General features: G+C 70.3%; 26 protein-coding genes and 1 pseudogene. 14 read left to right on the top strand and 13 right to left on the bottom strand.

All coding sequences use genetic code 11. The annotated features are described in order from the left end of the window. Positions 1-14: 14 nt before the first annotated feature. The 3 genes from OG322_RS13160 to OG322_RS13170 form a co-directional block, all read right to left on the bottom strand. Positions 15-584, bottom strand: a complete 570-nt coding sequence (locus OG322_RS13160) for a hypothetical protein (RefSeq protein WP_329306439.1) — start codon at positions 582-584, stop codon at positions 15-17. A 151-nt stretch (positions 585-735) separates the two neighbouring features. Further along, the gene (locus OG322_RS13165; RefSeq protein ID WP_241200110.1) at positions 736-1,536 is read right to left on the bottom strand and encodes a DUF4328 domain-containing protein; all 801 of its coding nucleotides are present in this window, start codon (positions 1,534-1,536) and stop codon (positions 736-738) included. 165 nt (positions 1,537-1,701) lie between these two features. Continuing rightward, positions 1,702-3,309 (bottom strand): beta-N-acetylhexosaminidase, encoded by a 1,608-nt coding sequence (locus tag OG322_RS13170; protein WP_266411149.1) that lies wholly within the window; start codon positions 3,307-3,309, stop codon positions 1,702-1,704. Positions 3,310-3,635: 326 nt separating this feature from the next. Here OG322_RS13170 and OG322_RS13175 point away from each other — a divergent pair, with 326 nt between their 5' ends. From OG322_RS13175 to OG322_RS13195, 5 genes are all read left to right on the top strand, one after another. Beyond that, complete coding sequence (locus OG322_RS13175) at positions 3,636-4,145, top strand: 2-oxo-4-hydroxy-4-carboxy-5-ureidoimidazoline decarboxylase (RefSeq protein WP_124284839.1); 510 nt, start codon at positions 3,636-3,638, stop codon at positions 4,143-4,145. Between the two features lie 218 nt (positions 4,146-4,363). Beyond that, on the top strand, positions 4,364-4,744 hold the full coding sequence (sdhC, locus tag OG322_RS13180) for a succinate dehydrogenase, cytochrome b556 subunit (protein ID WP_123461189.1): 381 nt from the start codon (positions 4,364-4,366) through the stop codon (positions 4,742-4,744). Positions 4,745-4,749: 5 nt separating this feature from the next. Then, positions 4,750-5,232, top strand: a complete 483-nt coding sequence (locus tag OG322_RS13185) for a succinate dehydrogenase hydrophobic membrane anchor subunit (RefSeq protein ID WP_123461188.1) — start codon at positions 4,750-4,752, stop codon at positions 5,230-5,232. 30 nt (positions 5,233-5,262) lie between these two features. Further along, complete coding sequence (gene sdhA / locus OG322_RS13190; protein WP_123461187.1) at positions 5,263-7,017, top strand: succinate dehydrogenase flavoprotein subunit; 1,755 nt, start codon at positions 5,263-5,265, stop codon at positions 7,015-7,017. Beyond that, positions 7,017-7,793, top strand: a complete 777-nt coding sequence (locus OG322_RS13195; protein WP_123461186.1) for a succinate dehydrogenase iron-sulfur subunit — start codon at positions 7,017-7,019, stop codon at positions 7,791-7,793. The genes sdhA and OG322_RS13195 overlap by 1 nt, the downstream gene beginning before the upstream one ends. 97 nt (positions 7,794-7,890) lie before the next feature. Here the strand turns inward: OG322_RS13195 and OG322_RS13200 are convergent, their stop codons facing one another. Further along, the gene (locus OG322_RS13200; protein WP_329306440.1) at positions 7,891-8,400 is read right to left on the bottom strand and encodes a MarR family winged helix-turn-helix transcriptional regulator; all 510 of its coding nucleotides are present in this window, start codon (positions 8,398-8,400) and stop codon (positions 7,891-7,893) included. An 89-nt stretch (positions 8,401-8,489) separates the two neighbouring features. On the opposite strand from OG322_RS13200, the gene OG322_RS13205 reads away from it, so the two are divergent. The 4 genes from OG322_RS13205 to OG322_RS13220 all read left to right on the top strand — a co-directional run bounded on the left by OG322_RS13205 (position 8,490) and on the right by OG322_RS13220 (position 11,407). After that, positions 8,490-9,716 (top strand): MFS transporter, encoded by a 1,227-nt coding sequence (locus tag OG322_RS13205; protein ID WP_329306441.1) that lies wholly within the window; start codon positions 8,490-8,492, stop codon positions 9,714-9,716. A gap of 67 nt (positions 9,717-9,783) precedes the next feature. After that, complete coding sequence (locus OG322_RS13210; RefSeq protein ID WP_123461183.1) at positions 9,784-10,215, top strand: hypothetical protein; 432 nt, start codon at positions 9,784-9,786, stop codon at positions 10,213-10,215. A 9-nt stretch (positions 10,216-10,224) separates the two neighbouring features. Further along, on the top strand, positions 10,225-10,665 hold the full coding sequence (locus tag OG322_RS13215) for a thiol-disulfide oxidoreductase DCC family protein (RefSeq protein WP_123461182.1): 441 nt from the start codon (positions 10,225-10,227) through the stop codon (positions 10,663-10,665). Positions 10,666-10,684: 19 nt separating this feature from the next. Then, complete coding sequence (locus OG322_RS13220; RefSeq protein ID WP_123461181.1) at positions 10,685-11,407, top strand: TetR/AcrR family transcriptional regulator; 723 nt, start codon at positions 10,685-10,687, stop codon at positions 11,405-11,407. A gap of 100 nt (positions 11,408-11,507) precedes the next feature. Here the strand turns inward: OG322_RS13220 and OG322_RS13225 are convergent, their stop codons facing one another. From OG322_RS13225 to OG322_RS13235, 3 genes are all read right to left on the bottom strand, one after another. After that, entirely contained in the window at positions 11,508-13,061 is a 1,554-nt protein-coding gene (locus tag OG322_RS13225; RefSeq protein ID WP_124285284.1) for an ABC transporter substrate-binding protein, read from the bottom strand. A 229-nt stretch (positions 13,062-13,290) separates the two neighbouring features. Further along, complete coding sequence (locus tag OG322_RS13230) at positions 13,291-14,670, bottom strand: metallophosphoesterase (protein WP_329306442.1); 1,380 nt, start codon at positions 14,668-14,670, stop codon at positions 13,291-13,293. Between the two features lie 63 nt (positions 14,671-14,733). Beyond that, the gene (locus OG322_RS13235) at positions 14,734-14,979 is read right to left on the bottom strand and encodes an SCO4848 family membrane protein (protein WP_241200109.1); all 246 of its coding nucleotides are present in this window, start codon (positions 14,977-14,979) and stop codon (positions 14,734-14,736) included. A gap of 121 nt (positions 14,980-15,100) precedes the next feature. On the opposite strand from OG322_RS13235, the gene OG322_RS13240 reads away from it, so the two are divergent. Further along, complete coding sequence (locus OG322_RS13240) at positions 15,101-16,363, top strand: D-alanyl-D-alanine carboxypeptidase family protein (protein WP_329306443.1); 1,263 nt, start codon at positions 15,101-15,103, stop codon at positions 16,361-16,363. Here OG322_RS13240 and OG322_RS13245 read toward each other — a convergent pair. Beyond that, positions 16,311-17,309: a YihY/virulence factor BrkB family protein gene (locus tag OG322_RS13245; protein ID WP_123461177.1), complete on the bottom strand. Its 999-nt coding sequence runs from the start codon at positions 17,307-17,309 to the stop codon at positions 16,311-16,313. The genes OG322_RS13240 and OG322_RS13245 overlap by 53 nt on opposite strands. Positions 17,310-17,449: 140 nt before the next feature. On the opposite strand from OG322_RS13245, the gene OG322_RS13250 reads away from it, so the two are divergent. Both OG322_RS13250 and OG322_RS13255 read left to right on the top strand, forming a co-directional pair. After that, positions 17,450-18,811, top strand: a complete 1,362-nt coding sequence (locus tag OG322_RS13250) for an FAD-binding oxidoreductase (RefSeq protein ID WP_329306444.1) — start codon at positions 17,450-17,452, stop codon at positions 18,809-18,811. A gap of 94 nt (positions 18,812-18,905) precedes the next feature. After that, positions 18,906-19,688, top strand: a complete 783-nt coding sequence (locus tag OG322_RS13255) for a decaprenylphospho-beta-D-erythro-pentofuranosid-2-ulose 2-reductase (protein ID WP_123461175.1) — start codon at positions 18,906-18,908, stop codon at positions 19,686-19,688. Between the two features lie 91 nt (positions 19,689-19,779). Here the strand turns inward: OG322_RS13255 and OG322_RS13260 are convergent, their stop codons facing one another. Next, entirely contained in the window at positions 19,780-20,370 is a 591-nt protein-coding gene (locus OG322_RS13260; protein WP_329306445.1) for a 2'-5' RNA ligase family protein, read from the bottom strand. A 106-nt stretch (positions 20,371-20,476) separates the two neighbouring features. Beyond that, positions 20,477-21,490, bottom strand: a complete 1,014-nt coding sequence (gene trpS / locus OG322_RS13265; RefSeq protein WP_123462378.1) for a tryptophan--tRNA ligase — start codon at positions 21,488-21,490, stop codon at positions 20,477-20,479. 335 nt (positions 21,491-21,825) lie between these two features. On the opposite strand from trpS, the gene rocD reads away from it, so the two are divergent. Further along, positions 21,826-23,031 carry an ornithine--oxo-acid transaminase gene (gene rocD / locus OG322_RS13270; RefSeq protein WP_329306446.1) on the top strand — a complete coding sequence of 402 codons (1,206 nt, stop codon included), beginning with the start codon at positions 21,826-21,828 and terminating at the stop codon, positions 23,029-23,031. 123 nt (positions 23,032-23,154) lie between these two features. Continuing rightward, entirely contained in the window at positions 23,155-24,015 is an 861-nt protein-coding gene (locus OG322_RS13275; protein ID WP_123462376.1) for a hypothetical protein, read from the top strand. 145 nt (positions 24,016-24,160) lie between these two features. Here OG322_RS13275 and OG322_RS13280 read toward each other — a convergent pair whose 3' ends face one another. From OG322_RS13280 to OG322_RS13290, 3 genes and pseudogenes are all read right to left on the bottom strand, one after another. After that, a complete protein-coding gene (locus OG322_RS13280; protein ID WP_148085524.1) occupies positions 24,161-24,490 on the bottom strand; it encodes a hypothetical protein in 330 nt (109 codons plus the stop codon). Between the two features lie 399 nt (positions 24,491-24,889). Further along, positions 24,890-25,008: pseudogene (locus tag OG322_RS13285) on the bottom strand (IS5/IS1182 family transposase); the annotation flags it as partial. A 201-nt stretch (positions 25,009-25,209) separates the two neighbouring features. Continuing rightward, complete coding sequence (locus tag OG322_RS13290) at positions 25,210-25,512, bottom strand: hypothetical protein (protein WP_185095368.1); 303 nt, start codon at positions 25,510-25,512, stop codon at positions 25,210-25,212. Between the last annotated feature and the right edge of the window lie 192 nt (positions 25,513-25,704).

The raw sequence follows: 25,704 nt of genomic DNA on the forward strand, positions 1-25,704 counted from the left end.
GGGACCGCTCCGCCTCAGCCCCGGACGCGTGCGCGTCGCGAGACCGCCGCGCGCAGCACGCGCTGCCCCTCGGCCGACACGTCCAGCACCTGGCGCAGCCCGGCTCCGGCGGGGGCCTTGTCCGCGATCTCCGCCAGCATCTCCAGGATCCGGATCTGGCGCGCGGTCTCCCCGGCCAGCAGCGGTCCCGCCCCCTGCGGGTCGCCCGCCCGGCAGTGCCCCACCAGCTCCGCCCGGTCGGCGCGCTCGGCGTCGTGCCCGAGGTGGACCTCCAGGGCCAGCACCGAGCAGGCGTCCGCCCAGCCGCGCAGCTCCGCGCCCGCCCGGTCCGCGGGCGCCTCGCCGAGCAGCTTCCGGATCCGCTGGACGGCCGCCTCCGCGCCGGGCAGCGCGTCCATCGCCGCACGTGCCTCGGCCAGCCGGTCCGGCCAGGCCGCCCCGTCCGCGCAGCCGGCCCAGAGCGGGCGCAGCGGGTCGGGGTCGGCCCCCTCGGCGGGCTGCGGCAGGCAGCGGTCGAGGCAGGCGGCCCCGCTCGCGGTCAGTCCCCGCTCATCAGCGGCGGCGATCAGTTCCAGCAGGCTCATCGGCGTCTCCCGTCGGCCCTCCCCATGCCGGGACGCATGGGGACGCAGCGCTTCCTGTACCGCGTTCAGCGCCGAATGGCCGAAAATCGTCACTGTGTGAGGCCGAAACCGCTTGCTGTCGGCGGCCGGTTCCCCGGCCCGCGGGCGCGGCCTACGGCCGGGCGCTGAGCGGGTACATGCCGAGGGCGGCCCGCTCGCCCTGCATCCGGGTCAGCTCGCGCACGAACAGGACCGCGAAGACCGCGGCCGTGATGTCGAGCAGATCGGACACCACCATCTGCGAGGCGGCGTTCGCGATCTCCTGCGGCATCTCGGCCCGGTCGTACTGCCGGGAGGCGTACCGGCCGAACAGCAGCGAGACCACCCACGCACCCCACCACAGGTTCACCGGTACCTGGGAGACGTTGCGCCAGGTGCCGTCGGTGTGGGTCGGGGCACTCGCGACCCAGATCCCGCCCGCGATCCGGCGCGGCAGCCACAGTCCTGCGACCGGCATGAACCAGCCACCGATGGCCCAGCCGGGCCGCATCGGCTGGACGCTCGCGTCGAAGATCCCGGCGTTCGCCCGGACCCGCCAGAACCACATGATGAACGCGACGGCGGTGGCGACGGTCGCGAGGAACTGCAGGACGCCGGCGCCCGCGTAGAACATGTCGGCGCGGTCGGCCTCCGCTTCGTCGATCGCCACGAAGCCGTTGTCGGGACCGTTGCCCAGCAGGCTTCGGATGTTGACGTCCGCGGCCACCGCCAGCAGGTCCGCCACGACGACGACCGCCAGCAGGACGACGACGGTCTTCGCGAGCCCGTCGGGCGAACGCAGCCACTGCTGCGGAGCGGTGAAGGCCGGGGCGTACGGTGCCTGAGCCCCGGCCGGTCCGGCCGGCTGCGCGCAGAGCGCGCAGCGCCCGTCGCCGGTGACCGGTGGTCTCGTACGGCAGGTGGAGCACAGCACGGAGCAACCCCCCAGGGTTGTGGGCGCGAAGAGAATCCGGACGCGGACGAGAGAAGGCGCGCGCTCCTCCCCAAGAGCGCGCGGCATCCGGAACATAGCCCCGGGTCAACGCCCTGTCCACAGCAATTCCGGGGCCGCCCCCGCACGCCGGCCGCGGCGCGGTGCTCAGCCCTTGTCGATCTCCCCCGCCAGTGTCCGGAAACCGTCCCAGCTCAGCTTCGGCGTCCCCGGGTCCCACAGCTTCTGGGACGTCGCCCGCAGCGGCATCCGGACGCCCTGCGCCACCTGGGCCGCGGTCTGGGCCTGCGGCAGATCGCCCCAGACGGCGAACCGGCCACCGAGGATCTGGCTTGAGTAGCGCGCCGGGACGGGGGTGGTGCCGCGCAGGACGAGGGGGGTCCACTGCTCGTAGATCCGCTTGCCGGTGGGGTAGACGAAGTTGTTGGGCTGGCCGAGCACGTAATAGAGGAACTCGTCGTTGAGGTTCATCACCCGGCGGCCCTCGCGCAGATACTCCTCCGGCGACCGGGCCCCGTACTCCTTGCCCGTCCAGTACTCGACCTCGATGTTCTTGTCCGCCTTGACGATGCCGTCGCGGAAGAGGCCGTCGTTCCACGCCTTGGGCTGTTTGCCGTGCGGGCGGACCACCGCCGCGCGGTCGTTGAGCCAGCCGGTGGCGAGGTCGCCGATCCCGGCCTGCGGCCCGTACTTCCGTACGGCGGCGCTCTGCAGCTGGGGGTAGGAGGCGGCGGGGTCCTGCGCCATCAGCGCGCGGTACTCGTCGGCGCCCAGATGCCAGTACGCACCGCGGAAGAGCTCCGTGTACTCGCCGAGGAGCTCGTCGATGAGTTTCGCCGCGCCGGGCTTGGAGATGTCGAGCGACCCGGTCGAGGCCACGCCCGACACATTGTGCAGCTGGAGGTCGGGGTGGGCGCGCAGGACCGCGCCGAGGTGGCCCGGGGAGTCGATCTCCGGCACGACCTGGATGTGCAGCCGGTCGGCCAGGGCGACGATCTGCCGCACCTGTGCCTTGGTCAGGTGCTCGGGCGAGACCACTTCGGGGTGGGTGTCGGACTGGATACGGAAGGCCTGGTCGTCGGAGAAGTGCAGGCCGAACTGGTTGAGCTTGAGGTCGGCCATCTCGCGCAGCCGGTCCTCGATCCAGGCCACGCTGTAGAACTTGCGCGCGATGTCGAGGTTGAACCCGCGCTGCGGGCGGTCGGGACGGTCGCGCACCTCGCCCTCGGGCATGACGCCGTCGGCCCGCACCGACTGCTTGAGGGTGCGGGTCCCGTAGAAGACACCCGCCTCGCCGGGCCCGCTGATGGTGACGCGGCCGTCGTGGGCCTTGAGGGTGTACGACTCGGGCCCGCCCCCGGCCGTCGGGGTCAGGGCCAGTTCCACATCGCCGGCCCGGGCCGGCGTCTCACCCCGGTAGCCGATCTTCAGCTCGCCCGCGAGCAGCCGCCCCTCGTCGTCGAGCCCCTTGCTGCCGTCGGCGATCACCACCGCGCTGCCCTTGCCCGGCCGCCAGCCGGGACCGTGGGCGGGGATGTGTTCGCGTACGGCGGGGATGGTGCGGGGCGTCCTCGACAGCGGATAGCTCCGGGTCGGGGAGGGCGTGGGGGCGGCGGACGAGGCCCGGGGCGAGGCCGTGGCCCCGGCCTCGCGCGCGGTGTCGGAGCTGTCGGGCCACAGGACGACGGTGAGCGTCACCGCGGCCGCCGCGGTGACGGCCGCTCCGGCCGTGAGGGCGCCGCGTGAGGGCGACATCGGTAAGAAACCTCCGGTTTTCAGTGGAAAAGGGGGCAAAAGTGAGGAGATAGCCGGGCATTCTCCTCGCTATTTCGTCCATCAGTCATCCCGAAACTCTCCCGTCCGGGTGAAATTCGCGCATTCGTCGGACGGCCGTTGCCCGGCCTCGCTAGCTTTGAGGCACATTCGTCTCTCCCTTCACTCTGCATCCACCTGGTCTCTTCGATCCCTCTCCACTCCAGGTTCACAGATGCCGCTGATTCGAGGAGCCCACGCTGTCCAGGTCCAGCGAGTCCCACGCCGGCCTCCCTGAGCAACCGCACCGGCCCGCCGGACGGACCGCCGTGCCTCTCCAGGGCTGCGGACCCGTACCCGGCCGGACCGTTCCGCACGGCTTCGGCCTGCGCCGTTTCAACGCCGCGGCCGCCGCCGACGTCGAGGCGGCCCTGCTGGACTGCTTCGGCAGCCGCCGCTGGGCCCAGCGGCTGGCTGCCCACCGCCCCTACCCGGACCTCGACGCGCTGCTCGCCGCCGCCGAGGAGGCAGGCTACGACCTCTCCCTCACCGACCGCGCCGAGGCGCTCGCCGCCGAGGTCTCCCCGGCGCTGCCGCCCGACGCGGCACCCTCCGCCCACCTCGCGCTGGCCGCCGCGCACGCCGCGTACGAGAGCCGCTTCGGCCATGTCTTCGTCATCTGCCTCGACGGTGTCCGGCCCGCCGAGCACCCCGACCACGTCCTGGCGGGCATCCGGGCCCGGCTGGGCCACGACCCCGACCAGGAGCGGGTGGTGACGGCGGACGAGATGCGGCGAATCGCGCGGGGCCGCATCATCGGGCTGGTATCGAGTCAGTAACGGCTTGCCGCGGGCCAGGGACGGCCCGGCCCGGGAACAGGCCCCTGGCTAGCCCGTCCGTGCCTGTTTGATTGCCACTTTGATCACACCAGAGGCCCCGGCGCGAACGAACCGACAAACCGTCGCTACGATGGCCGGGGCCGGTGGACCGTACCTGGCCGGGTCAGACCGACAGTCAAGCCGGCCGACCCCAATCCCCGCTCCCGGAGGGTTCTTCCGTGCCGGCTGGAACGCTGTACCGCGGCCGGGAAGGCATGTGGTCCTGGGTGGCTCATCGAGTCACCGGTGTCCTCATTTTCTTCTTCCTGTTCGTACACGTCCTGGACACCGCTCTCGTCCGTGTCTCCCCCGAGGCCTACGACGACGTCGTGGCCACATACAAGACATGGCCTGTCGCGTTCCTTGAATACGGCCTCGTGGCCGCGATTCTCTTCCACGCGCTGAACGGTCTCCGCATCATCGCCGTGGACTTCTGGGCCAAGGGCCCGCGCCTCCAGAAGCAGATGCTCTGGACCGTGCTGGGCATCTGGATCGTGCTCATGGTCGGGGCCCTGTACCCCGTCCTCGGCCACGCCGTCCGTTCCATCTTCGGGAGCTGAGGCCCATGTCCACCGAGACTTCCGCGATCGGCGCAGTCGAAGGCGTTCAGCCTGCGGGCCGATTCGATTCAGACAACCCGGCCCCCGTGATCGAGCCCCCGCGTACGCGGACCGGCAAGACGCCCAAGGGCTCGCGCACCAACTTCGAGATGTACGCCTGGCTCTTCATGCGCCTGTCGGGTGTCGTCCTGGTCGTCCTGGTCATCGGCCACCTGCTGATCCAGCTGGTGCTGGACGGCGGCGTCTCGAAGGTCGGCTTCGCCTTCGTGGCGGGCCGCTGGGCCTCGCCGTTCTGGCAGATGTGGGACCTGGCGATGCTGTGGCTCGCCATGCTGCACGGCGCCAACGGCCTCCGTACGGTCATCAACGACTACGCCGAACGGGACAACACCCGCTTCTGGCTGAAGATGCTGCTGTACACCGCCACGGTGTTCACCGTCCTGCTGGGCACGCTGGTGATCTTCACCTTCGACCCGAACATCCGCTAGGCGCCGGGCCCGAAGGACCAGAGGTAAACCATGCAGATCCACAAGTACGACACCGTCATCGTCGGCGCCGGCGGCGCCGGCATGCGCGCGGCCATCGAGTCGACCAAGCGCAGCCGCACCGCCGTGCTGACCAAGCTCTATCCCACCCGCTCCCACACGGGCGCCGCGCAGGGCGGTATGGCCGCCGCGCTCGCCAATGTGGAGGAGGACAATTGGGAGTGGCACACCTTCGACACGATCAAGGGCGGCGACTACCTGGTCGACCAGGACGCCGCCGAGATCCTGGCGAAGGAGGCCATCGACTCCGTTCTCGACCTGGAGAAGATGGGCCTGCCGTTCAACCGCACGCCCGAGGGCAAGATCGACCAGCGCCGCTTCGGCGGCCACAGCCGTAACCACGGCGAGGCCCCGGTCCGCCGGTCCTGCTACGCCTCGGACCGCACCGGCCACATGATCCTCCAGACGCTGTACCAGAACTGCGTCAAGGAGGGTGTGGAGTTCTTCAACGAGTTCTACGTCCTGGACCTGCTGCTCCAGGAGGTGGACGGGGTCAAGAAGTCCGCGGGCGTCGTCGCCTACGAGCTGGCGACCGGCGAGATCCACGTCTTCCAGGCGAAGTCGGTCATCTTCGCCTCCGGCGGCACCGGCAAGTTCTTCAAGGTGACGTCGAACGCGCACACCCTGACGGGTGACGGCCAGGCCGCCGCGTACCGCCGCGGTCTGCCGCTGGAGGACATGGAGTTCTTCCAGTTCCACCCGACGGGCATCTGGCGCATGGGCATCCTGCTGACGGAGGGCGCCCGCGGTGAGGGCGGCATCCTCCGCAACAAGGACGGCGAGCGCTTCATGGAGAAGTACGCGCCCGTCATGAAGGACCTCGCGTCCCGTGACGTCGTGTCCCGCTCCATCTACACGGAGATCCGCGAGGGCCGCGGCTGCGGTCCCGAGGGCGACCACGTCTACCTGGACCTGACACACCTGCCGCCGGAGCAGCTGGACGCCAAGCTCCCGGACATCACCGAGTTCGCGCGTACGTACCTCGGCATCGAGCCCTACACGGACCCGATCCCGATCCAGCCGACCGCGCACTACGCCATGGGCGGCATCCCGACCAACGTCCAGGGCGAGGTGCTGGCCGACAACACCACCGTCGTCCCGGGCCTGTACGCCGCGGGCGAGGTCGCCTGTGTCTCCGTGCACGGCGCCAACCGCCTCGGCACCAACTCGCTGCTCGACATCAACGTCTTCGGACGCCGGTCGGGCATCGCCGCCGCCGAGTACTCCGCGAAGAACGACTACGTCGAGCTTCCCGAGAACCCGGCGCAGCAGGTCGTCGACCAGGTCGAGCGGCTGCGCAACTCCACCGGCACCGAGCGGGTCTCGGCGATCCGTCTGGAGCTGCAGGAGTGCATGGACGCCAACGTGATGGTGTTCCGCACCGAGCAGACCATCAAGACCGCGGTCGACAAGATCGCGGAGCTGCGTGCGCGCTACCTCAACGTGTCCATCCAGGACAAGGGCAAGCGGTTCAACACGGATCTGCTCGAAGCGGTCGAGCTGGGCAACCTGCTCGAGCTCGCCGAGGTCATGGCGACCTCCGCGCTGGCCCGCAAGGAGTCCCGCGGCGGTCACTACCGCGAGGACTACCCGAACCGCGACGACGTCAACTTCATGCGCCACACCATGGCGTACCGCGAGGTCGCCGACGACGGCACCGAGTCGATCCGGCTGGACTACAAGCCGGTCGTCCAGACCCGCTACCAGCCGATGGAGCGTAAGTACTGATGGCTACCCCCACGATGGAAAAGGCCGACAAGGTCCCTGAGCCCGAGGCCGGCTTCGCCGACACCCCGTACATCACCGCCACGTTCCGGATCCGCCGGTTCAACCCGGAGGTCTCCGAGGAGTCCCAGTGGCAGGACTTCCAGATCGAGATCGACCCGAAGGAGCGTGTGCTCGACGCCCTTCACAAGATCAAGTGGGAGACCGACGGAACGCTGACCTTCCGCCGCTCCTGCGCGCACGGCATCTGCGGCTCGGACGCAATGCGGATCAACGGCAAGAACAGGCTCGCCTGCAAGACGCTGATCAAGGACCTGAGCCCGGAGAAGCCGATCACGGTCGAGGCCATAAAGGGCCTCACGGTCCTCAAGGACCTCGTGGTCGACATGGACCCGTTCTTCCAGGCCTACCGCGACGTCATGCCCTTCCTCATCACCAAGGGGAACGAGCCGACCCGCGAGCGTCTGCAGTCCGCCGAGGACCGCGAGCGCTTCGACGACACCACCAAGTGCATCCTGTGCGCCGCGTGCACGTCCTCGTGCCCGGTGTTCTGGAACGACGGGCAGTACTTCGGCCCGGCGGCGATCGTCAACGCGCACCGCTTCATCTTCGACTCGCGCGACGAGGGCGGCGAGCAGCGCCTGGAGATCCTCAACGACCGTGACGGGGTGTGGCGTTGCCGCACCACCTTCAACTGCACGGACGCCTGCCCGCGTGGCATCGAGGTCACCAAGGCGATCCAGGAAGTCAAGCGCGCGCTGATCACGCGTCGCTTCTGACCTTCCTGCCGCGCCCGTAGCATCCAGGGCCCCGTCCTCCGCACGAACACCGCGGGAGGCGGGGCCTCCTGGCTGCCCCGCGCGGAGCCGCGGCCCGTCAGTCCCAGGCCGCGCCGCCCCGGTCCTCGGCGACCACCATGATGCGCCGCAGCATGGAGTTGAGCAGTCTGCGTTCGTCCTTGCCGAGGACGCCGAGCAGCCGCTCCTCCTCGTTGCCGAGGAAGGCCATCGCGCCGAGCCACGTCGAACGGCCCTGGTCGGTCAGCTCCACGTCCACCCGCCGCCGGTCGGTGGTGGAGGGCGTACGGCGGGCGAATCCGCGCCGCTCCAGCGCGTCCAGCCGGCCGGTGACGGAGGCGGGCGCGAGGTCGAGGTCTGCGGCGAGATCGGACGGGGCCGCCTTGCCGCCGCGGCCGGCGAGCTTGTGCAGGGTGTCGAACTCCTGGCGGTCCAGGGCGAAGTCGACCAGGGACTGCTCACGCACCCGGCGCAGATGGACGGAGAGCTTCTTCATCCGGGTCACCGCGCCCTCGACGTCCGGGTCGAGTTCCGGAAGCACCGGCTTCCACCGCTCCACGTGTCCGTCGGTCCAGTCCCGTTGCTCCATGGTCCACAGCCTACGCCGAGACCCCAACTACCCTTCGGTACGCAATATTTCGTTGACGAATAATTCGAAGACGAAATAGATTCCGCGCCATGCCTCATCCCCTGCGCACCCGCTCCTTCCGCCTGCTCTTCATCGGCCGCAGCCTCTCGATGCTCGGCGACGCGGCGATCCCCGCGGCACTCACCCTCGCCGTCTACCTGGCCACCGGCTCGACCGGCGCGCTCGCCCTGGTGCTCGCCTGCGCGATGGTGCCCAAACTGCTCCTGCTGCCGCTCGGCGGCGTTGTCGGCGACCGTTTCAACGCCCGCACGGTCGCGCTCACCACCGATCTCGTACGGTGCGCAAGCCAGCTCTTCGTCGGCGCCGAACTCCTCTCCGGCGCACCGGCGCTGTGGCAGATCGCGGTGGCCGAGGCGCTCGGCGGCGCCGCCGGGGCCTTCGCGATGCCGACCGTCTCCCCGCTGATCCGCGGCACCGTGGCGGAGTCCGGGCTGCTGCGCGCCAACTCCCTGATGGCGGTGGTCAGCAGCGCGACCCGAATCGGCGGCCCCGCGGTCGCCGGAGCGCTGGTCCTCACCGCGGGGCCCGGCTGGGCGTTCGTGCTGGACGGTGCCAGCTTCGCGGTGAGCGCCGCGCTGCTGTCCGCGATCGACGTCCGGCACGTCCCCGTCGCCCGCAGCTCCGTGCTCAGCGACCTCAAGGAGGGCTGGAGCGAGGTCCGCGGCCGCGACTGGTACTGGACGAGTCTGATCGCCCACTCCGTCTGGAACGGTGCGGCGGCCGTCCTGATGACGCTGGGCCCGGCGCTCTTCCTCGACCACCTGGGCGGCAAGGGCATGTGGCTCGCCTTCCTCCAGACCGGCGCCGTCGGCCTGCTGCTCGGTTCGCTGCTGGCCGGCCGGGCCCGGCCGCGCCGCCCGGTCCTGATCGCCAATCTGGGCCTCGCCCTGTACGCGCTGCCGCTCTGCCTGCTGGCCGCACACGCCCCCGCCGTCGTCGCCATCGCCGCGTACGGGATCTCCCAGGCCGGACTCGGCTACCTCAACCCGGTCTGGCAGACCGCCGTCCAGTCCGCCGTACCCGCCCACGCACTGGCCCGGGTGACCTCGTACGACTGGCTGCTCTCCCTCGGCGCGATGCCGCTGGGCTACGCCCTCGCCCCACTGGCGGCTTCGGCCTGGGGCACCGAAGTCCCCCTTGCCGCAGCTGGGTTGGCGGTCGGTGCGGCCTGCCTGGCCACCGCCGCCGTGCCGGGCGTACGGCGCTTCGCGGCGCCCGCCGACCAGGTGACGCGGACCACCGAAGCCCCCGCTTGAACATGTTCAAAGTCAGGTCTACAGTCCATGACAACAGCATTTGAACGCGTTCAAAGGAGGGTGAGGCATGGACCTCACTGTTGTCGCGTACGTCATCTATCTGCTCATCAGCGTGGCGCTCACCATCTGGGTGGCCCGCACGCTCAGCCGCAACGGCAGGGTCTTCCTCGCCGATGTGCTGCACGGGAACGAGAAGCTCGCCGACGCCGTCAACCATCTGCTGGTGGTCGGCTTCTACCTGGTCAACCTGGGGTTCGTGACGCTCTACCTGAAGAACTCCGACAAGGTCGCCGACGCCCGCGGGCTCTTCGACGCACTCTCGGTGAAGGTCGGTGTCGTCCTGCTCGTCCTCGGGGTCATGCACCTGGGCAACGTCTATGTGCTGAACAAGATCCGCCGCCGGGGCCTGATGGATCGTGAGCAGACCCCGCCCGTACCGCCGCAGGGCTGGACGGGTCCGGGCACCGGACCGTGGACCGCGCCCACCGCCAAGGCGTGAGGGCCGGCCATGGCGGCCCGGACCGGTGGGCGACGGCTGTCCGTCGAACGGCTCACCGTGCTCTACGACGCGCAGTGCTCGCTCTGCGTCCATCTGCGGCAGTGGCTGATGAAGCAGCGCCAGTTGGTCCCGCTCGATCTCGTCCCGGCGGACTCCGCGCAGGCGCACCGCCGCTTCCCCGGTCTCGACCACTCCGGGACCCTGGAGGAGATCACGGTGATCGGTGACGGGGGCCAGATCTACCGCGGCACGTCCGCGTGGATCGTCTGCCTCTGGGCGCTGGCCGAGCACCGGCCCAGGTCCCACTGGCTGACCACCCCGGCCGGCCGCCCGTTCGCCCGGGCGACCGTCCTCGCCGCCGCGAAGTACCGCTCCCTGACAGCAGCGCCCTGCCGGGCGGCCGGGGACGGCGAGTGCGCGGTGCGGGGCCCGGAGCCCGGCACCTCGTGACCCCGGTACCCTCGGGACCGTGGTGAAGGAAGAGAAGGACGTGAAGGAAGTCAAGGCTCCCAAGAGCGAGCAGACCCGCACACTCATCCTCGAAACCGCGCTCCGGCTCTTCCAGGAACGCGGCTACGACAAGACGACGATGCGGGCCATCGCCCAGGAGGCCGGGGTCTCCGTAGGGAACGCGTACTACTACTTCTCGTCCAAGGAACACCTCGTCCAGGGCTTCTACGACCGGATCGCCGCCGAGCACGAGGCGGCGGTCCAGCCGGTTCTGGCCGGCGACAAGGACCTCGCGGTACGCATCCGCGGGGTCCTGCTCAGCTGGCTGGACGTGGCGGAGCCGTACCACCGCTTCGCCGCCCAGTTCTTCAAGAACGCCGCCGATCCGGAGAGCCCGCTCAGCCCCTTCTCGAAGGACTCCGTCGCGGCGCGCGACGCGGCGATCTCCGTCCACGAGCGCTGCCTGGCGGGCGCGGGCACCAAGGTCGACCCGGAACTGGCCGAGCTGCTGCCGCAGCTGATGTGGCTGAACCAGATGGGCCTGGTGCTGTACTGGGTGTACGACCGGACGGACAACGCCGAACGCAGCCGCCGCCTCGTCGAGCGCACCGCCCCGATCGTCGCGCGGGCCATCGTCCTGTCCCGGTTCCGGGTGCTGCGGCCGCTCGTGCGCCAGGTCCACGAGGTGCTGGAGGAGTTCCTGCCCGGAGCGGCGGGGCGGGCGGCGGGCCGGCCGGGCTGACCCGGAGCCGTGGTGACGGCGTACACCGCGCAGCGGCCGCCCCGTTGACGCCGGGACGGCCGCTCCGTGGTGTACTGCGCCACTGATCCGTGACGGCCGCTCAGATCCAGCCGAGTTCCCACAGCCGCCAGATGCCGGTGCCGTCCGAGAGGTACTGCGAACCGGATACGTCGGGCTTGGCGACGACGTAGTCCTTCTTCTGCCACAGCGGCACGAGCGGCACGTCCTCGCCCACCAGCTTCTGGAGCTCCTTGAAGTCGGCCGAGGTGCGGCTGCGGTCGCTGAACTGCAGCGTGTCGCTGATCAGCGAGTCCATCTTCTTGCTGCTGTAGCCGTTGTGGAGGCTGTTGTCGCGGCCGACGAGCGGCTGGCTGAAGGTGTCGGGGTCCGGGTAGTCGGGGAGCCAGCCGACGGTGTACGCGTCGTACTCGCCGGCCGCGTACCCCTTCTGGAACGCCTTCCACTCCACGGCCTTCACCGTGACCTTGAACAGCCCGTCCTCCTCCAGCTGGCGCCGGATCTCCCCGGTCTCCTTCGTGTACGCGTCGTCGGCGCGGTAGGCGAAGGTGATGTGGAGCGGCAGCTGCACGCCCGCTTCCTGCATCAGCTTCTTGGCGCGCTTGGGGTCGGGCGCGGGGTACTCGTCGAAGAACGGGGTGCTGTGCCCGATGTAGCCCTGCGGGATCAGCGAGTAGAGAGGTTCGACGGTGCCCTTGTAGACGTCGGTCACCAGCGGCGCGCGGTCGATGATCGACGCGATGGCCTGCCGGACCCGCTTGTCGGCGAGCGGGGACCCCTCGCGGACGTTGAAGACGAGGTTGCGGATCTCGGCGCTGTCCGCCTCGGTGATGCGCTGGTCGGCGTCGCCCGGGTTCAGCTCGGCGAGCGTGGACGGCGGGAGCTGACGGTGCGTGACATCGACCCGCCCCGACTTCAAGGCCGCCAGGAGGTCGTCCGACTGCTTGTAGTAGCGCACGGTGACCGGTCCGCCGGTCTTCTTCAGCGCACCCTTGTACTTGGTGTTCGGCACCAGTTCGGCGCTGACGCCCGGCTGGTACGACTTGAGCACGTACGGCCCCGAGCCCGTCACGGAGTCACCCGAGCGGAGTTTACCGTCCGGGTAGTCGTCGCGGTCGACGATCGAACCGGCCCCGGTGGCGAGCTTCTGCGGGAAGGTCGCGTCGCGCGAGGAGAGGTTGAACGTGATCAGCCGGCCCTCGGCGACCACGTTCTTGAGGCTGGGGAACAGCACCGAAGGACCGACGTCCGTCTTGATCCTGCGCATGCGCTCGAAGGAGTACTTGACGTCCTCGGCGGTCACCTTCCGGCCGTTGGAGAACGTCAGGTCGTCCCGGAGCTTGCACTGGTACGTCTGGAGCTTCCCGCCGATGAAGCCGCAGCTCTCGGCCGCGTCCGGTTCGGGGACGATCGCCCCGGACTTGAACGTCATCAGGGACTGGTAGACGTTGCTGTACATCGCCCAGGAGCCGGCGTCGTAGGCTCCGGCCGGGTCGAGCGAGGTCACCTCGTCGGTCGTGCCGACGGTGACCGGGTCCTTCTTCGCTCCGTCCGAGGGAAGCAACTGCCAGGCGCCGACGCCTGCGATGACCAAAACCGCGAGAATCGCGAGAATCCGTAGTCGGATCGACCGCATTGCCGTGCTCTCCCTTAACAGCCCCACCTCGGCGTCGCGCTCAGATACGCAGATCACCGCACGTTCGCGCTCAGCCAATCACACGATTTTCACATCTGGAAGAGGAAATCAGAGACACATAGCCTTTTGTTCGTTACTTGAAACCTTGGGCGGATAGGCCGAATACAGAGGGTTGATAACCAGTCACCGAATTCACCTGTGCCGGGCCCCGGGAGGCCCTGCGGGACACCTACGCCTGCTTGGAGGCGAGTTCGACGACGGTGATGTCCGAGGGGGCACCGACCCGCACCGGCGGACCCCAGGCGCCCGCGCCGCGCGTGACGTACAGCTGGGTGTCGCCGTAGCGTTCGAGCCCGGCGACCGTGGGGTTGGACAGTTCCGCGATGTAGTTGCCCGGCCAGAGCTGGCCGCCGTGGGTGTGGCCGGAGAGCTGCAGGTCCACGCCGTGCGCGACGGCCTCATCGATGACGACGGGCTGATGAGCCATGAGGACGGCGGCCCGGGACCGGTCCCGGTCGCCCAGGGCCCGATCGAAGTCCGGGCCCTGCCCTTCGCTCTCGCCCCCGATGTCATTGACCCCGGCCAGGTCGAAGCCGTCGATCTCCACCCGGGCATTCTCCAGCGGGTGCATCCCCAATTCCCGTACATGATCCACCCATTGGGCCGCGCCGGAGTAGTACTCGTGGTTGCCGGTGACAAAGAACGCGCCGTGCCGGGAGCTCAGTCGCGCGAGCGGTTCGGCGGCCGGCCCGAGATCGGCGACCGATCCGTCCACCAGGTCCCCGACGACCGCGATCAGGTCGGGCTGGGTCCGGTTGACCGTGTCGACGATCCGCTGGGTGTGCGCCCGGCCCAGGATCGGGCCGAGGTGGATATCGCTGACGACGGCGATCCGGAAGCCGTGCGCGGAGCGGGGCAGCCGGGCCAGCGGGACGGTGACGCGCTTGACCCGCGGGCCGCGCAGCACCCCGTAGGTGCCGTACCCGACCGTGCCGAGCCCGGCGACGGCCGCGGCGCCCCCGACGGCCCGCGCGACGAACAGCCGGCGCGAAGGGGTGCCGTCGGCGGGAGCGGGGGCCGGCGGCGCGGCGGGCGGAGCGGCCGTTCCGGTCTCTGCGGCGGACGCGACGGACGCGACGGATGCGGCGGATGCGGCGGATGCGGCGGATGCGGCGGATGCGGCGGCCAACGCTCCGGGCACCGGCGCGGAGGCACGGGTGTCCGTTGCGGCGGGCTCGGCCTGCGGTGTCGGCACCGGCGCCGCTGCGGCCTCCGCCTCCGTCCCCGCCGTCGCCCGGCGCGCGAGCAGCCGGCGGAGCAGCGGCCGTACCGCCTCACCGGCCAGCAGCGCCAGCGTCAGGTACAGCAGGGCGGCCAGCCACAGATAGCCCGGCCAGGCCAGCACCTGCTGGAGCCAGAAGGGCGCCCCCGTACGGCCGGAGACCAGCGCGCCGACGCTCAGCAGCGGCAGGACGTACGCCGCCACCGTGCCCGCCCGGCGCAGCGGGCTGCCCGCCGCCGTCGTGTCACCGACGAAGCGGCGCCACACATAGCGGTGCACGGCGACGAGCAACGCGAGGACCACGATCGCCACCAGAGCGAATCCCATGACTGCCACGTGCTCTGCCCCGCCCTGTTTGTCCGTATCCGGTCCGTACGAGGTGCCGAGTCGCTACGCGGTCCGGTCGCGCAACGCCCTGACGCCACGGAACCCGATCACGCCAACCGCCGTCCCCAGAAGAAAGGACGTGATGGCGAGCAGCAGATGCACCCAGAAGTACGCAGTAGGGTCACCCGCGTCGTCGAAGGCGAGACCGCTGCCGTCCTTCCACAGGTTCTTGACGAAAGTGATCCAGATGAACCAGCTCCACACCCCGAAGGCGAGCAGGAACCAGGAGACGGGGCGGCTGAGCTTCATGGGCTCAGTATCTCCGCCTCGCTCGGGCCGGCTCGCCCGGGGTGGGCTGTCCTGGCGGTACACACGGCGGGTCATACCGTCGGTGTCCATTTTCGCATCACCTGCATGTACGTTTTCGACCGTGTCAGCTCTCAAGAAGACCGCTTTGGCGGTCACCTCTGCCGCCCTGCTGTCCGTTTTTGTCGTCAGCCCTGCTTCGGCGGTCGCCAAGGACGCCGACGACAACGCGCCGAAGCCGCCCGCCGGAATGTCGAAGGTCGGGGGCGACCAGCTCGGCCGGACCGGCACCCAGGTCAATCTCGGCCCCGGCGCCCCGGTCCTGCCCAAGGACCTGACCGGCAGATCGTGGATGGTCTCGGACGCCGAGAGCGGTGAGGTGCTCGCCTCGCACAATCCGCACTGGCGGCTGCCCCCGGCCTCCACGCTGAAGATGCTCTTCGCGGACACCGTGATGCCGACGCCGGCCCTGCAGCCGAAGACCCTGGAGTACACGGTGAAGGACGAGGACCTCGCCGACATGGGCGAGGGCAGCAGCCTGGTGGGCATCAAGGAGAACCTCAGCTACACGGTGCACGACCTGTGGCTCGGCGTCTTCCTGCGTTCGGGCAACGACGCGGTGCACGTGCTGGCCTCGATGTACGGCGGTGTCCCCAAGACGGTCCGCGACATGCAGACACACGCCGAGGAACTGCAGGCCCTGGACACCACTGTCGTGTCGCCCGACGGCTACGACTCCCCCGAGCAGGTCTCCAGCGCGTACGACCTGACGCTGTTCGCCCGCAGCGGGCTGCAGAACGCGGACTTCCGCGAGTACTGCTCGACCGCCACGGCGCAGTTCCCCGGCGAGAAGAAGAAGGGCGAGAAGCGCGAGAGCTTCGGCATCCAGAACACCAACCGGCTGCTCACCGGGGCCGACGGCGTCACTCCGTACAAGGGCATCGCGGGCGTCAAGAACGGCTACACGACGCACGCGGGCAACACCTTCACCGGTGTCGCCGAGCGCGACGGCAAGGTGCTGCTCGTCACCGTCATGAACCCGTCGTCCGACGAGACGCACGCCGTCTACAAGGAGGCGGCGAGCCTGCTCGACTGGGGCTTCAGCGCCAGCGGCAAGGTCACGCCGGTCGGCGAGCTGGTCCCCCCGAAGTCCGCGGTGACCGGAAACGGCACGGGCAAGGGCGCCGAGGCCGACGGCCCCGCCTCGGCCAAGGGCAAACACGGCCCGGCGAAGACCGCGAAGGCCGCTGCCTCGGGCGGCACCGGCGGGGCCGGGATCGCGCTGGGCATCACCGGCGGGGTGCTGGTGCTGCTGGCCGGAGCCGCGTTCCTGGTCAACCGGCGCTGGCCGCTGCCGGACCTGGTGCGCCGCCGCCCTCGCCGCTGACCCGGCCGCCCGGGGCGCTCCTGCCCCGGGCTTCCTCGCCCCGGGCCGCGTCGTCCTGGGCCCTGTCGTCCGCTGCGGGCGGGGGCTTCTCGGCGTCCTTGCTCGGCGTCGCCGTCCAGGCGGCGCAGAACAGCAGCAGCCTCGCGGTGAAATTGATCCATAGCAGCAGGGCGATCGGCACGCCGAACGCGCCGTACATGCTCTTCGCCGCGACGCCCTGCATATAGCTGCCGAGCAGCAGCTTCAGCAGCTCGAAGCCGACCGCGCCGGTCAGCGCGGCGACCAGCAGTCGGCGTCGCGGCGGCTCGACGCCGGGCAGCAGCGTCAGCAGATAGAGCAGCAGCAGGAAATCGGCGCACACCGCCACCACCAGGGCCGCGATCCGGAGCAGCACACCGCCCGCACCGCCCTGCGGGATGTTGATCAGATCGGCGACCCGGCCGACGGCGACGGAACCGACCGAGGAGATCGCCAGGGTCACCAGGGCCGCACCGCCCAGGCCGAACAGCACCCCGGCGTCCTTGAGTTTGCGAACGACCGGATTGCCCTGGTCCAGATCGTCCATGCCCCACACCGCGCGCAGGCAGTCCCGCATCGAGCCGACCCAGCCGATGCCGGTGAAGAGCAGCAGCGCACCGGCCACCAGCCCGACCGTGCCCGCGTGGGCCACCAGACTGTCGATGCCCAGCTGGTCGGAGATGCCGGGGACCTGCTCGGTGACCTTGTTCTCGATCGTGTCCAGCTGCTTGTCGGAGAGCAGCGCCGCGCCGATCGCCGCGCCGACCGCGATCAGCGGGAAGAGCGCCAGGAAGCTGATGAACGTGATCGCCGCGGCGAGCCTGGCCCAGTGGACCCGTTCGAGCGTCTCGTAACTGCGCCAGGCGTGCGTCTCCATCAGCCGGGAGACGAGCGGCCCGATGACAGGGAGTTTTTTCAGCCAGTCCATGACGTACGACTACCCTCCCCGGCACCGAAAACCGGTGCCCGGTGCGGAGCGTAGGAGATGACACCTTTCCAATCACCCATTTCGGTGAGTGTTGTAACAAATCCCTCAAAGGTGTTTTCTCGGGCTATACGGTCACCCTCATGTCTGTCGACACCGTGTCCCTGACCGGCTGGGGCCGTACCGCCCCGACGACCGCGCTGCGCTTTCGCCCCCGTAGTCACGAGGAGGCGGCGGCGACGGTACGCGGCTGCGGGCCCCGTGGCTCGATCGCCCGCGGCCTCGGCCGGGCGCACGGCGACGCGGCGCAGAACGCGGGGGGCTCCGTCCTCGACATGACGGCGCTGAACCGCATCCTCGCCTTCGACGCCGGGACCGGTGCGGTGGTGTGCGAGGCGGGCGTGAGCCTGCACCGGCTGATGGAGGTGCTGCTGCCGCTCGGCTGGTTCCTGCCGGTGACGCCCGGCAGCCGGTACATCACGGTGGGCGGCGCGATCGGCTCCGACGTCCACGGCGACAACCACCGCGCCGCGGGCTCCTTCTCCCGCCACGTCACGGAGTTCGAACTGCTCACCGCCGACGGCGATATCCGCACGGTCCGGGCCGGCACGCCGCTCTTCGACGCGACCGCGGGCGGCATGGGCCTGACCGGGGTGATCCTCTCGGCCACGCTCCGGCTCCGCCCCGTCGCGACGTCCCTGATGTCGGTCGACACCGAACGGGCCGCCGATCTGGACGACCTGATGGCCCGTCTCACCGCGGGCGGCGACCGTGACCGCCACGAGTCCGCCTGGGTCGACCTGACCGCCCGCGGCCGGGCGACGGGCCGGGGCGTCCTGACCAGGGGGGTGCACGCCCCCTTGGACGCACTCCCGGCGCACGCCCGGCGCACACCGCTCTCGTTCCGCCCCGCCCAACTGCCCGCCGCCCACGCGCTCGTACCGGGCCTGGTCCCCGCAGGGCCGGCCGGCCGTACCTCCGCAGCCGTCCTGGCGGAGCTCCGGTACCGCCGGGCGCCCAGGTCCCGCACCGGCGAACTGCAGCGGATCCCCGCCTTCTTCCACCCGCTGGACGCCGTGCCGCACTGGAACCGGATTCATGGGCGCGGCGGCTTCGTGCACTACGAGTTCGCCGTCGGCCGCGGACAGGAGGAGACCCTGCACCGGATCGTCCGGCAGATCTCCCAGCGGCGCTGCCCGTCGTTCCTCGCCGTGCTCAGACGGTTCGGCGAGAGCGATCCCGGCCTGCTGTCGTTCCCGGTGCCCGGCTGGGCCCTCTCCCTCGACCTGCCGGCCGCCCTGCCGGGGCTGGCCCGCTTCCTCGACGGCCTGGACGAGGAGGTGGCGGCCGCGGGCGGCCGGGTAGGCCTGACGAACGACTCCCGGCTGCTCCCCGACGCGCTGGCCGCGATGTACCCGCGACTGGGTGAATTCCGTTCACTGCGAGCCGAGTTGGACCCGAACGGGGCGTTCAGGTCGGACCTCTCGCGCCGGCTGTCGCTCTGACCGCCGCTCCGGTTGCGGCACCGGCTGCGGCTCCGGCCGTCGCTCTGCCCTGCTCCCCCGCCTCCGCCTTCCGCCTTTCCTAAGGAGCGTTTCCGTGAAGGATGCCTTCGGTGCCCCGCAGTCCCTGCTCGTTCTCGGCGGTACCTCGGAGATCGGGCTCGCCACCGCACGCCGCCTGATCGCCTGCCGTACCCGCACGGTCTGGCTGGCCGGGCGCCCCTCCCCCGCCCTGGAGTCCGCCGCGGCCGAGCTGCGCGGGCGCGGGGCCTATGTCCGTACCGTCGACTTCGACGCCCTGGACACCGAGTCCCACGAGACCACCCTCGGCAAGATCTTCACCGAGGGCGACATCGACATGGTGCTCCTCGCCTTCGGTATCCCCGGCGATCAGGAACGCGACGAGGAGGAACCGCTCTCCGCGGTCCGGGTCGCCCAGACCAACTACACCGGGGCCGTCTCGGCGGGGCTGGTGTGCGCCGGCGCACTCCAGGCGCAGGGGCACGGCTCGCTGGTGGTGCTGTCATCGGTGGCAGGGGAGCGCGCCCGGCGTGCGGACTTCATCTACGGGTCGAGCAAGGCGGGCCTGGACGCGTTCGCCCAGGGGCTGGGGGACGCGCTGCACGGTACGGGCGTGCACGTGATGGTCGTACGCCCCGGTCTCGTACGGTCGGCCGGTCCGGACCGGTCCGGTGCGCCGCTCGCGACGATCCCGTTCACCCGGGCACCCCTGGTGACCACGCCCGACGCCGTCGCGGCCGCGATCGTGACGGGCCTGCGGCGGCGTTCGGAGACGGTGTGGGTGCCTGGGGCACTCCGGGCCGTGATGTCGGCGCTGCGGCATGTGCCGCGGCCGCTGTTCCGGCGCCTGCCGGTCTGATCCGGCCGGTCGGCCGGGCGGCTCCGGAGCCCGCCGGTTCGGGCCGGCGGGCCAGGGGCGGCGGGCCGGGGATGGCGGGCCAGGGGGCAGGTCAGGGGTGGAGCGAGGGCGCGTCCACGGAGCTGCCGCTCTGCGCGGGGACAGCGGGGGCGCCGCCGCCCGCCGAGAACGGGAACTCGTTGATCTTGCGCCAGACGCTGTCCGGGCCCTGCTCGTACAGCGCGAAGGAAGCGCAGGTCCAGGCGGCCTCGTAGTCGCCGAGCTCCGCGTACGCCTGGTCCATCGCCTCTTCGGAGATGCCGTGCGCCACGGTGACATGCGGGTGGTACGGGAACTGGAGCTCGCGCACCAGCGGGCCGGAGGCGTCCCGGACCCGCTTCTGCAGCCAGGAGCACGCCGAGGCGCCCTCGACGACCTGGACGAAGACGACCGGCGAGAGCGGGCGGAAGGTGCCCGTGCCGGACAGCCGCATCGGGAAGGGGCGGCCACCGGTCGCGATCCCGGCGAGGTGCGCCTCGATCGCGGGCAGGAGGGCCGCCTCCGCCTCGGTCGGCGGAAGGAGGGTGACGTGGGTGGGAATGCCACGTGCGGCAGGGTCCCCGAAGCTCGCGCGCCGCTCCTGGAGCAGGCTGCCGTAGGGCTCCGGGACCGCGATCGAAACGCCGAGCGTTACGGTCCCCACATCGTTCTCCTCAATCCTCGATGGTCTGCTTTCAGCCACTGCCGGCCGCAAGCTTCACATCGCCAGTGTGCCGCCTGTGGAGGCGGTACCGCCAGGGTCCTTGGACTCAGTGCTTCGCGGGCAGCAGACCCATGCGGTCATAGGTCCGCGCCAGGGTCTCGGCGGCGACGGCCCGGGCCTTCTCCGCGCCCTTGGCCAGGATGGAGTCCAGCGTCTCGGTGTCGTCGAGATATTCCTGGGTGCGGGTCCGGAACGGTGTGACGAACTCGACCATGACCTCTGCGAGGTCGGTCTTCAACGCACCGTAACCCTTGCCCTCGTACTTCTGTTCCAGATCCGGGACAGAAGTGTCGGTAAGGGTGGAATAGATGCTCAGCAGGTTGCTGACACCGGGCTTCTCCGCCTGGTCGAAGCGGATCACCGTGTCGGTGTCGGTGACCGCGCTCTTCACCTTCTTGGCGGTGATCCTCGGCTCGTCGAGGAGGTTGATCAGCCCCTTCGGGGTGGCCGCCGACTTGCTCATCTTCGCCGACGGGTCCTGGAGGTCGTAGATCTTCGCCGTCTCCTTGAGGATGTACGGGTCCGGCACGGTGAAGGTGTCGCCGTAGGTGCCGTTGAACCGCTCGGCGAGATTCCGGGTCAGCTCCAGGTGCTGGCGCTGGTCCTCGCCCACCGGGACCTGGTCGGCCTGGTAGAGCAGGATGTCGGCGACCATCAGCATCGGGTAGGTGAAGAGCCCGACGGTGGCGCGGTCGGCACCCTGCTTGGCGGACTTGTCCTTGAACTGCGTCATCCGGGACGCCTCGCCGAAGCCGGCCAGGCAGTTCATGACCCAGCCGAGCTGGGCGTGCTCGGGAACATGGCTCTGGACGAAGAGCGTGCAGCGCTCCGGGTCGAGCCCGGCGGCGAGCAGCTGGGCGACGGCGAGCCGGGTGTTGGCGCGCAGTTGCGCGGGGTCCTGCGGGACGGTGATCGCGTGCAGGTCGACGACCATGTAAAAGGCGTCGTGGGACTCCTGCAGGGCCACCCACTGGCGGACCGCGCCGAGGTAGTTGCCGAGGTGGAACGAGCCTGCGGTGGGCTGGATTCCGGAGAGCACACGGGGACGTTCAGAGGCCATGGAAATCATTGTCTCAGGTACGGAACCGATCTCGGGCAGCCGGTGTATGAAAGCTGTGAGGACGCCGTGGCTGTCGCGGACCGCCGCGAATGAGACCAGGAACACAGTCCGCCCGGCCGGTCCGGCCGCGGGCGACGGCCGGGCGCGGGGCGGGACCGCGGGAGGCCGGCCCGCCGCTACCGGACTCGGCGGGCGCAGTCAGCGGCGCCGGGGTGGGCGGCCCCGGCAGAGGAAAACGCGGAGCGCGCCGTGAAGCGAAGGTTTCCTCGTGGGTGATCCGACCGACGATACAAAGTGGGCACACCAACCCGAGCCGCACGACGAACGGAGATCCCGTGTCGACCACGGAAAACGCCATCGCCTCCGCCGAGGCGCACAGCGCGCACACCTACCATCCGCTGCCCGTCGTCGTCGCGACGGCGGAAGGTGCCTGGATGACCGATGTCGAGGGGCGGCGCTATCTCGACATGCTCGCCGGCTACTCGGCGCTCAACTTCGGCCACGCCAACCGCCGACTGATCGACGCGGCCAAGGCGCAGCTGGAGCGGGTGACCCTCACCTCGCGGGCCTTCCATCACGACCGGTTCGCCGAATTCTGTACGCAGCTCGCCGACTTGTGCGGCATGGAGATGGTGCTGCCGATGAACACCGGCGCGGAGGCGGTGGAGACCGCGGTGAAGACCGCCCGAAAGTGGGGCTACCGGGTCAAGGGCGTCCCGGACGGCATGGCGAAGATCATCGTCGCTTCGGACAACTTCCACGGCCGGACGACGACGATCATCAGCTTCTCCACGGACCACGAGGCCCGCGCGGACTTCGGCCCGTACACGCCGGGGTTCGAGATCGTGCCGTACGGGGATCTGACCGCGATGCGGGCCGCGATGACGGAGAACACCGTGGCGGTGCTGCTGGAGCCGATCCAGGGCGAGGCCGGGGTCCTGGTGCCGCCGCCCGGCTATCTCCCCGGGGTCCGGGAGCTGACCCGCGAGCGGAACGTGCTGTTCATCGCGGACGAGATCCAGTCGGGTCTCGGCCGGACCGGGAAGACGTTCGCGTGCGAGCACGAGGGCGTCGTGCCGGACATGTACGTGCTCGGCAAGGCGCTGGGCGGCGGCATCGTGCCGGTGTCGGCCGTGGTCTCGTCAGCCGCGGTGCTGGGGGTGTACCGGCCCGGGGAGCACGGTTCGACGTTCGGTGGCAATCCGCTGGCGTGCGCGGTGGCGCTGGAGGTCATCGCGATGCTGCGCACCGGTGAGTTCCAGCAGCGGGCAACGGAGTTGGGCGACCACCTCCATCAGGAGCTGGGCCTGCTGGTGGGCGGGGGCGCGGTGCAGACGGTGCGGGGGCGCGGGCTCTGGGCGGGCGTCGACATCGATCCGGGCCACGGCACGGGCCGGGAGATCTCCGAGAAGCTGATGGACCGCCGGGTGCTGGTGAAGGACACCCATGGTTCGACGATCCGGATCGCCCCGCCGCTGGTGATCAGCAAGGAGGATCTGGACTGGGGCCTGGAGCAGCTCCGCGAGGTCCTGCGCGGCTGACCGCCTCCGGTTCGGCACCCGGCGCCGGGCTGGGGCGGCCCCGCCCGCCCAGGTGCGTCGCGGGGCCGCTCGGCCTTGGGGCCACCGTGCCGTCACCAGTAGAGTCCCCGTGTGCTCCTGGGGATGATCTGTGCGCTCGGTTCCGCGGTCTGCTTCGGTACGGCCTCCGTTCTTCAGGCCGTCGCCGCGCGGGCCGCGGCCGAGCCAGGGGCCGGCGCGGGGGTCGATCCGGCGCTGCTGCTGCGGGCCCTGCGGCAGTGGCGCTACGTCGCCGGGCTCGCCCTGGACGGCCTCGGTTTCGTCCTCCAGATCATCGCCCTGCGCTCCCTGCCCATCTACGCGGTCGGCGCGGCACTCGCGGCGAGCCTGGCCGTGACCGCGGTCGTCGCCGCCCGCCTCCTCCATGTGCGGCTGAGCGCCACCGAGTGGACGGCCGTCGCCGTCGTCTGCGCGGGCCTGGGCATGCTGGGGCTCGCCTCCGGCGGCGAGGGACACCTGCCCGGATCGGACGCGCTGCGCTGGTCGATGCTCGGCATCGCCCTCGGCATCCTGCTGATCGGCACGACGGCCGGGCGGCTGCCCGAACGGGCGCGGGCCCTGGTCCTGGGGCTCGGCGCGGGCTGCGGCTTCGGGGTGGTGGAGGTCGCGGTCCGGCTCATCGACGACGTCTCACCGGCTGCCCTGCTGTCCAACCCGGCCACGTACGCGCTGCTGGTGGGCGGCGGCTCGGCGTTCCTGCTGCTCACCTCGGCGCTGCAGCGCGGCTCGGTGACCACGGCGACCGCCGGAATGGTCCTGGGCGAGACGATCGGGCCCGCGCTGGTGGGCGTCATCTGGCTCGGGGACCGTACCCGCGAGGGCCTCGGCTGGCTGGCGGTCACCGGCTTCGCGGTGGCCGTGGCGGGCGCACTGGCCCTGGCCCGGTTCGGCGAGGCCCCGGCGGAGGACGTGGACGGGGACGCACCTGCGGTGAGCCCGAGGTAGGGGTACGACGGCGGCTGCCGGCCACGAGTGATACGGGAAGTCGACGGCAGCGCTGTCATTGCCGGCCGAGCCCTGCCCTCGTCCGGTCCCTGCCGGACTCTGCCGGCGGCCAGTACCCGAGTACCGGGCTTCCCCTTCGGGTCTGTCAGGTGAAGGGGAGCGGGCTTTCCAGGAGCCAGGTGGCCGAGGCCGCTCCGCCGGCGCAGGCTGTCGCCCATCCTGCCCAGGCGCGCCCGGACAGTTCCTTGGCTGCCCTGGCGGCCTCGGAGCCGATGAGCACGCCCCACATGAGTGTCAGGCAGAGGTCGCCCCAACTGATCGCGGGCCGTCCGATGGCGAGCCATCCGGCCGCGCACGCCCCCAGACAGGCCGCCATCCAGGACCAGGAAGTGGGGCGGGAGGCCGTTGACGGTGTGCGTCTGCGGTGGATCAGGATCACGATGATCTGCGCGACAGCGGCCGCTATGGCGATCACGTCGGTACTCCCCTATCGGAACGTCAGGCTTTCTTGAGTGCCGGAATCCCGGGATGTCCGCGACCGCCTTGCGGTGCGCGGAGGCCGGCTTGCGTCGCTCGGCGTAGGCCTGAATGAGCTTCGCGGTCTTCTTGGGGGGCGCGCCTCGTCACCTTCGGATGCGACTCCCCCGGACGGCGAGCCGCGCATGGTCCATGAGCGGCGGAATATAAACATACATTGCATGGTCTTAGCCACTTTTGGACCTATGCGCGCGCAGTGACACCTATATCGGAGAAGTGAAACAACGACACAACTTCGATCCGATCAAGTCCAGTTGTCCCTCGCGAATCGAGGAAGCGTTGCCGGGGATGGCCTCAGTAGGTGTGCAAACGAGAGGAAGACAGACAGGTGCAAGCCACGTTCGATGACGTTGCGGATCTTGTAGAGCGCACGGCCGAAGGCAGGTGGCCTGCCACGGCCATTCCGCGCCGTGCCGGGTCGGCTTTCTGATCGACCCGTTCCGGGATCACGGCCCGGTTGACCCCGGAGTCCACCGACACCGCCCACTCCACCGACCCGAGCGAGTCGTCCTGGCCCTGGACCTCCTCAAGCAGGCGAGCCCCGGAGCGTGCCCGGCTACCACGCCGACGAGACCCGGCGGCCCTGCGAGCGACGCCCGGCGTGATGGCAGCCGCGGCCACACACCGCGACGTCGTCACCCGCGGAACGAACCACCGTTACGGTTGCTCTTCTGTCTTGACTGCGAACGGTCCGGATGCGGGGACTACGCACTTGTTGACATCCGATACCTCGCCCGCCGCCAGACCCACCTCGCAGAGCTGGCCGCCGTTCTCGCGCAGGTCGAGGTAGAAGCGTGTGGTCTTGCCGTCCTGCTTGAGGCCGTGGATGCGTTCGTCGATGTAGCCGAGGCCGTTCAGGGTCTTCCGGACCTTGGCAGGGGTCGGCTCCGCTACCTTCTGCAGCGCCTCGATGATGCGCTGTTCGTGGTGGCCGCTCGCGCACCAATCGCGGGCGTTCAACTCCGCTGCGGGCCCTGTGGCTGCGCCAGGCTCGATCGGGTCGGCGGGGGGACTCTCCCCAGGGGCGAGACTCTGCGTCCCCTCCGGACCCGTCGGCTTCTTGTAGGTGGGTCTTGGCGCGGTCCCTTCGGTCGGAGGACATGCCTGCGCAAACGTGTTGAGCATCGCCGCGAATGCCGCCTGCTCGGGGGA

It is taken from the genome of Streptomyces sp. NBC_01260 (genome assembly GCF_036226405.1).
Classification (GTDB): domain Bacteria; phylum Actinomycetota; class Actinomycetes; order Streptomycetales; family Streptomycetaceae; genus Streptomyces; species Streptomyces laculatispora.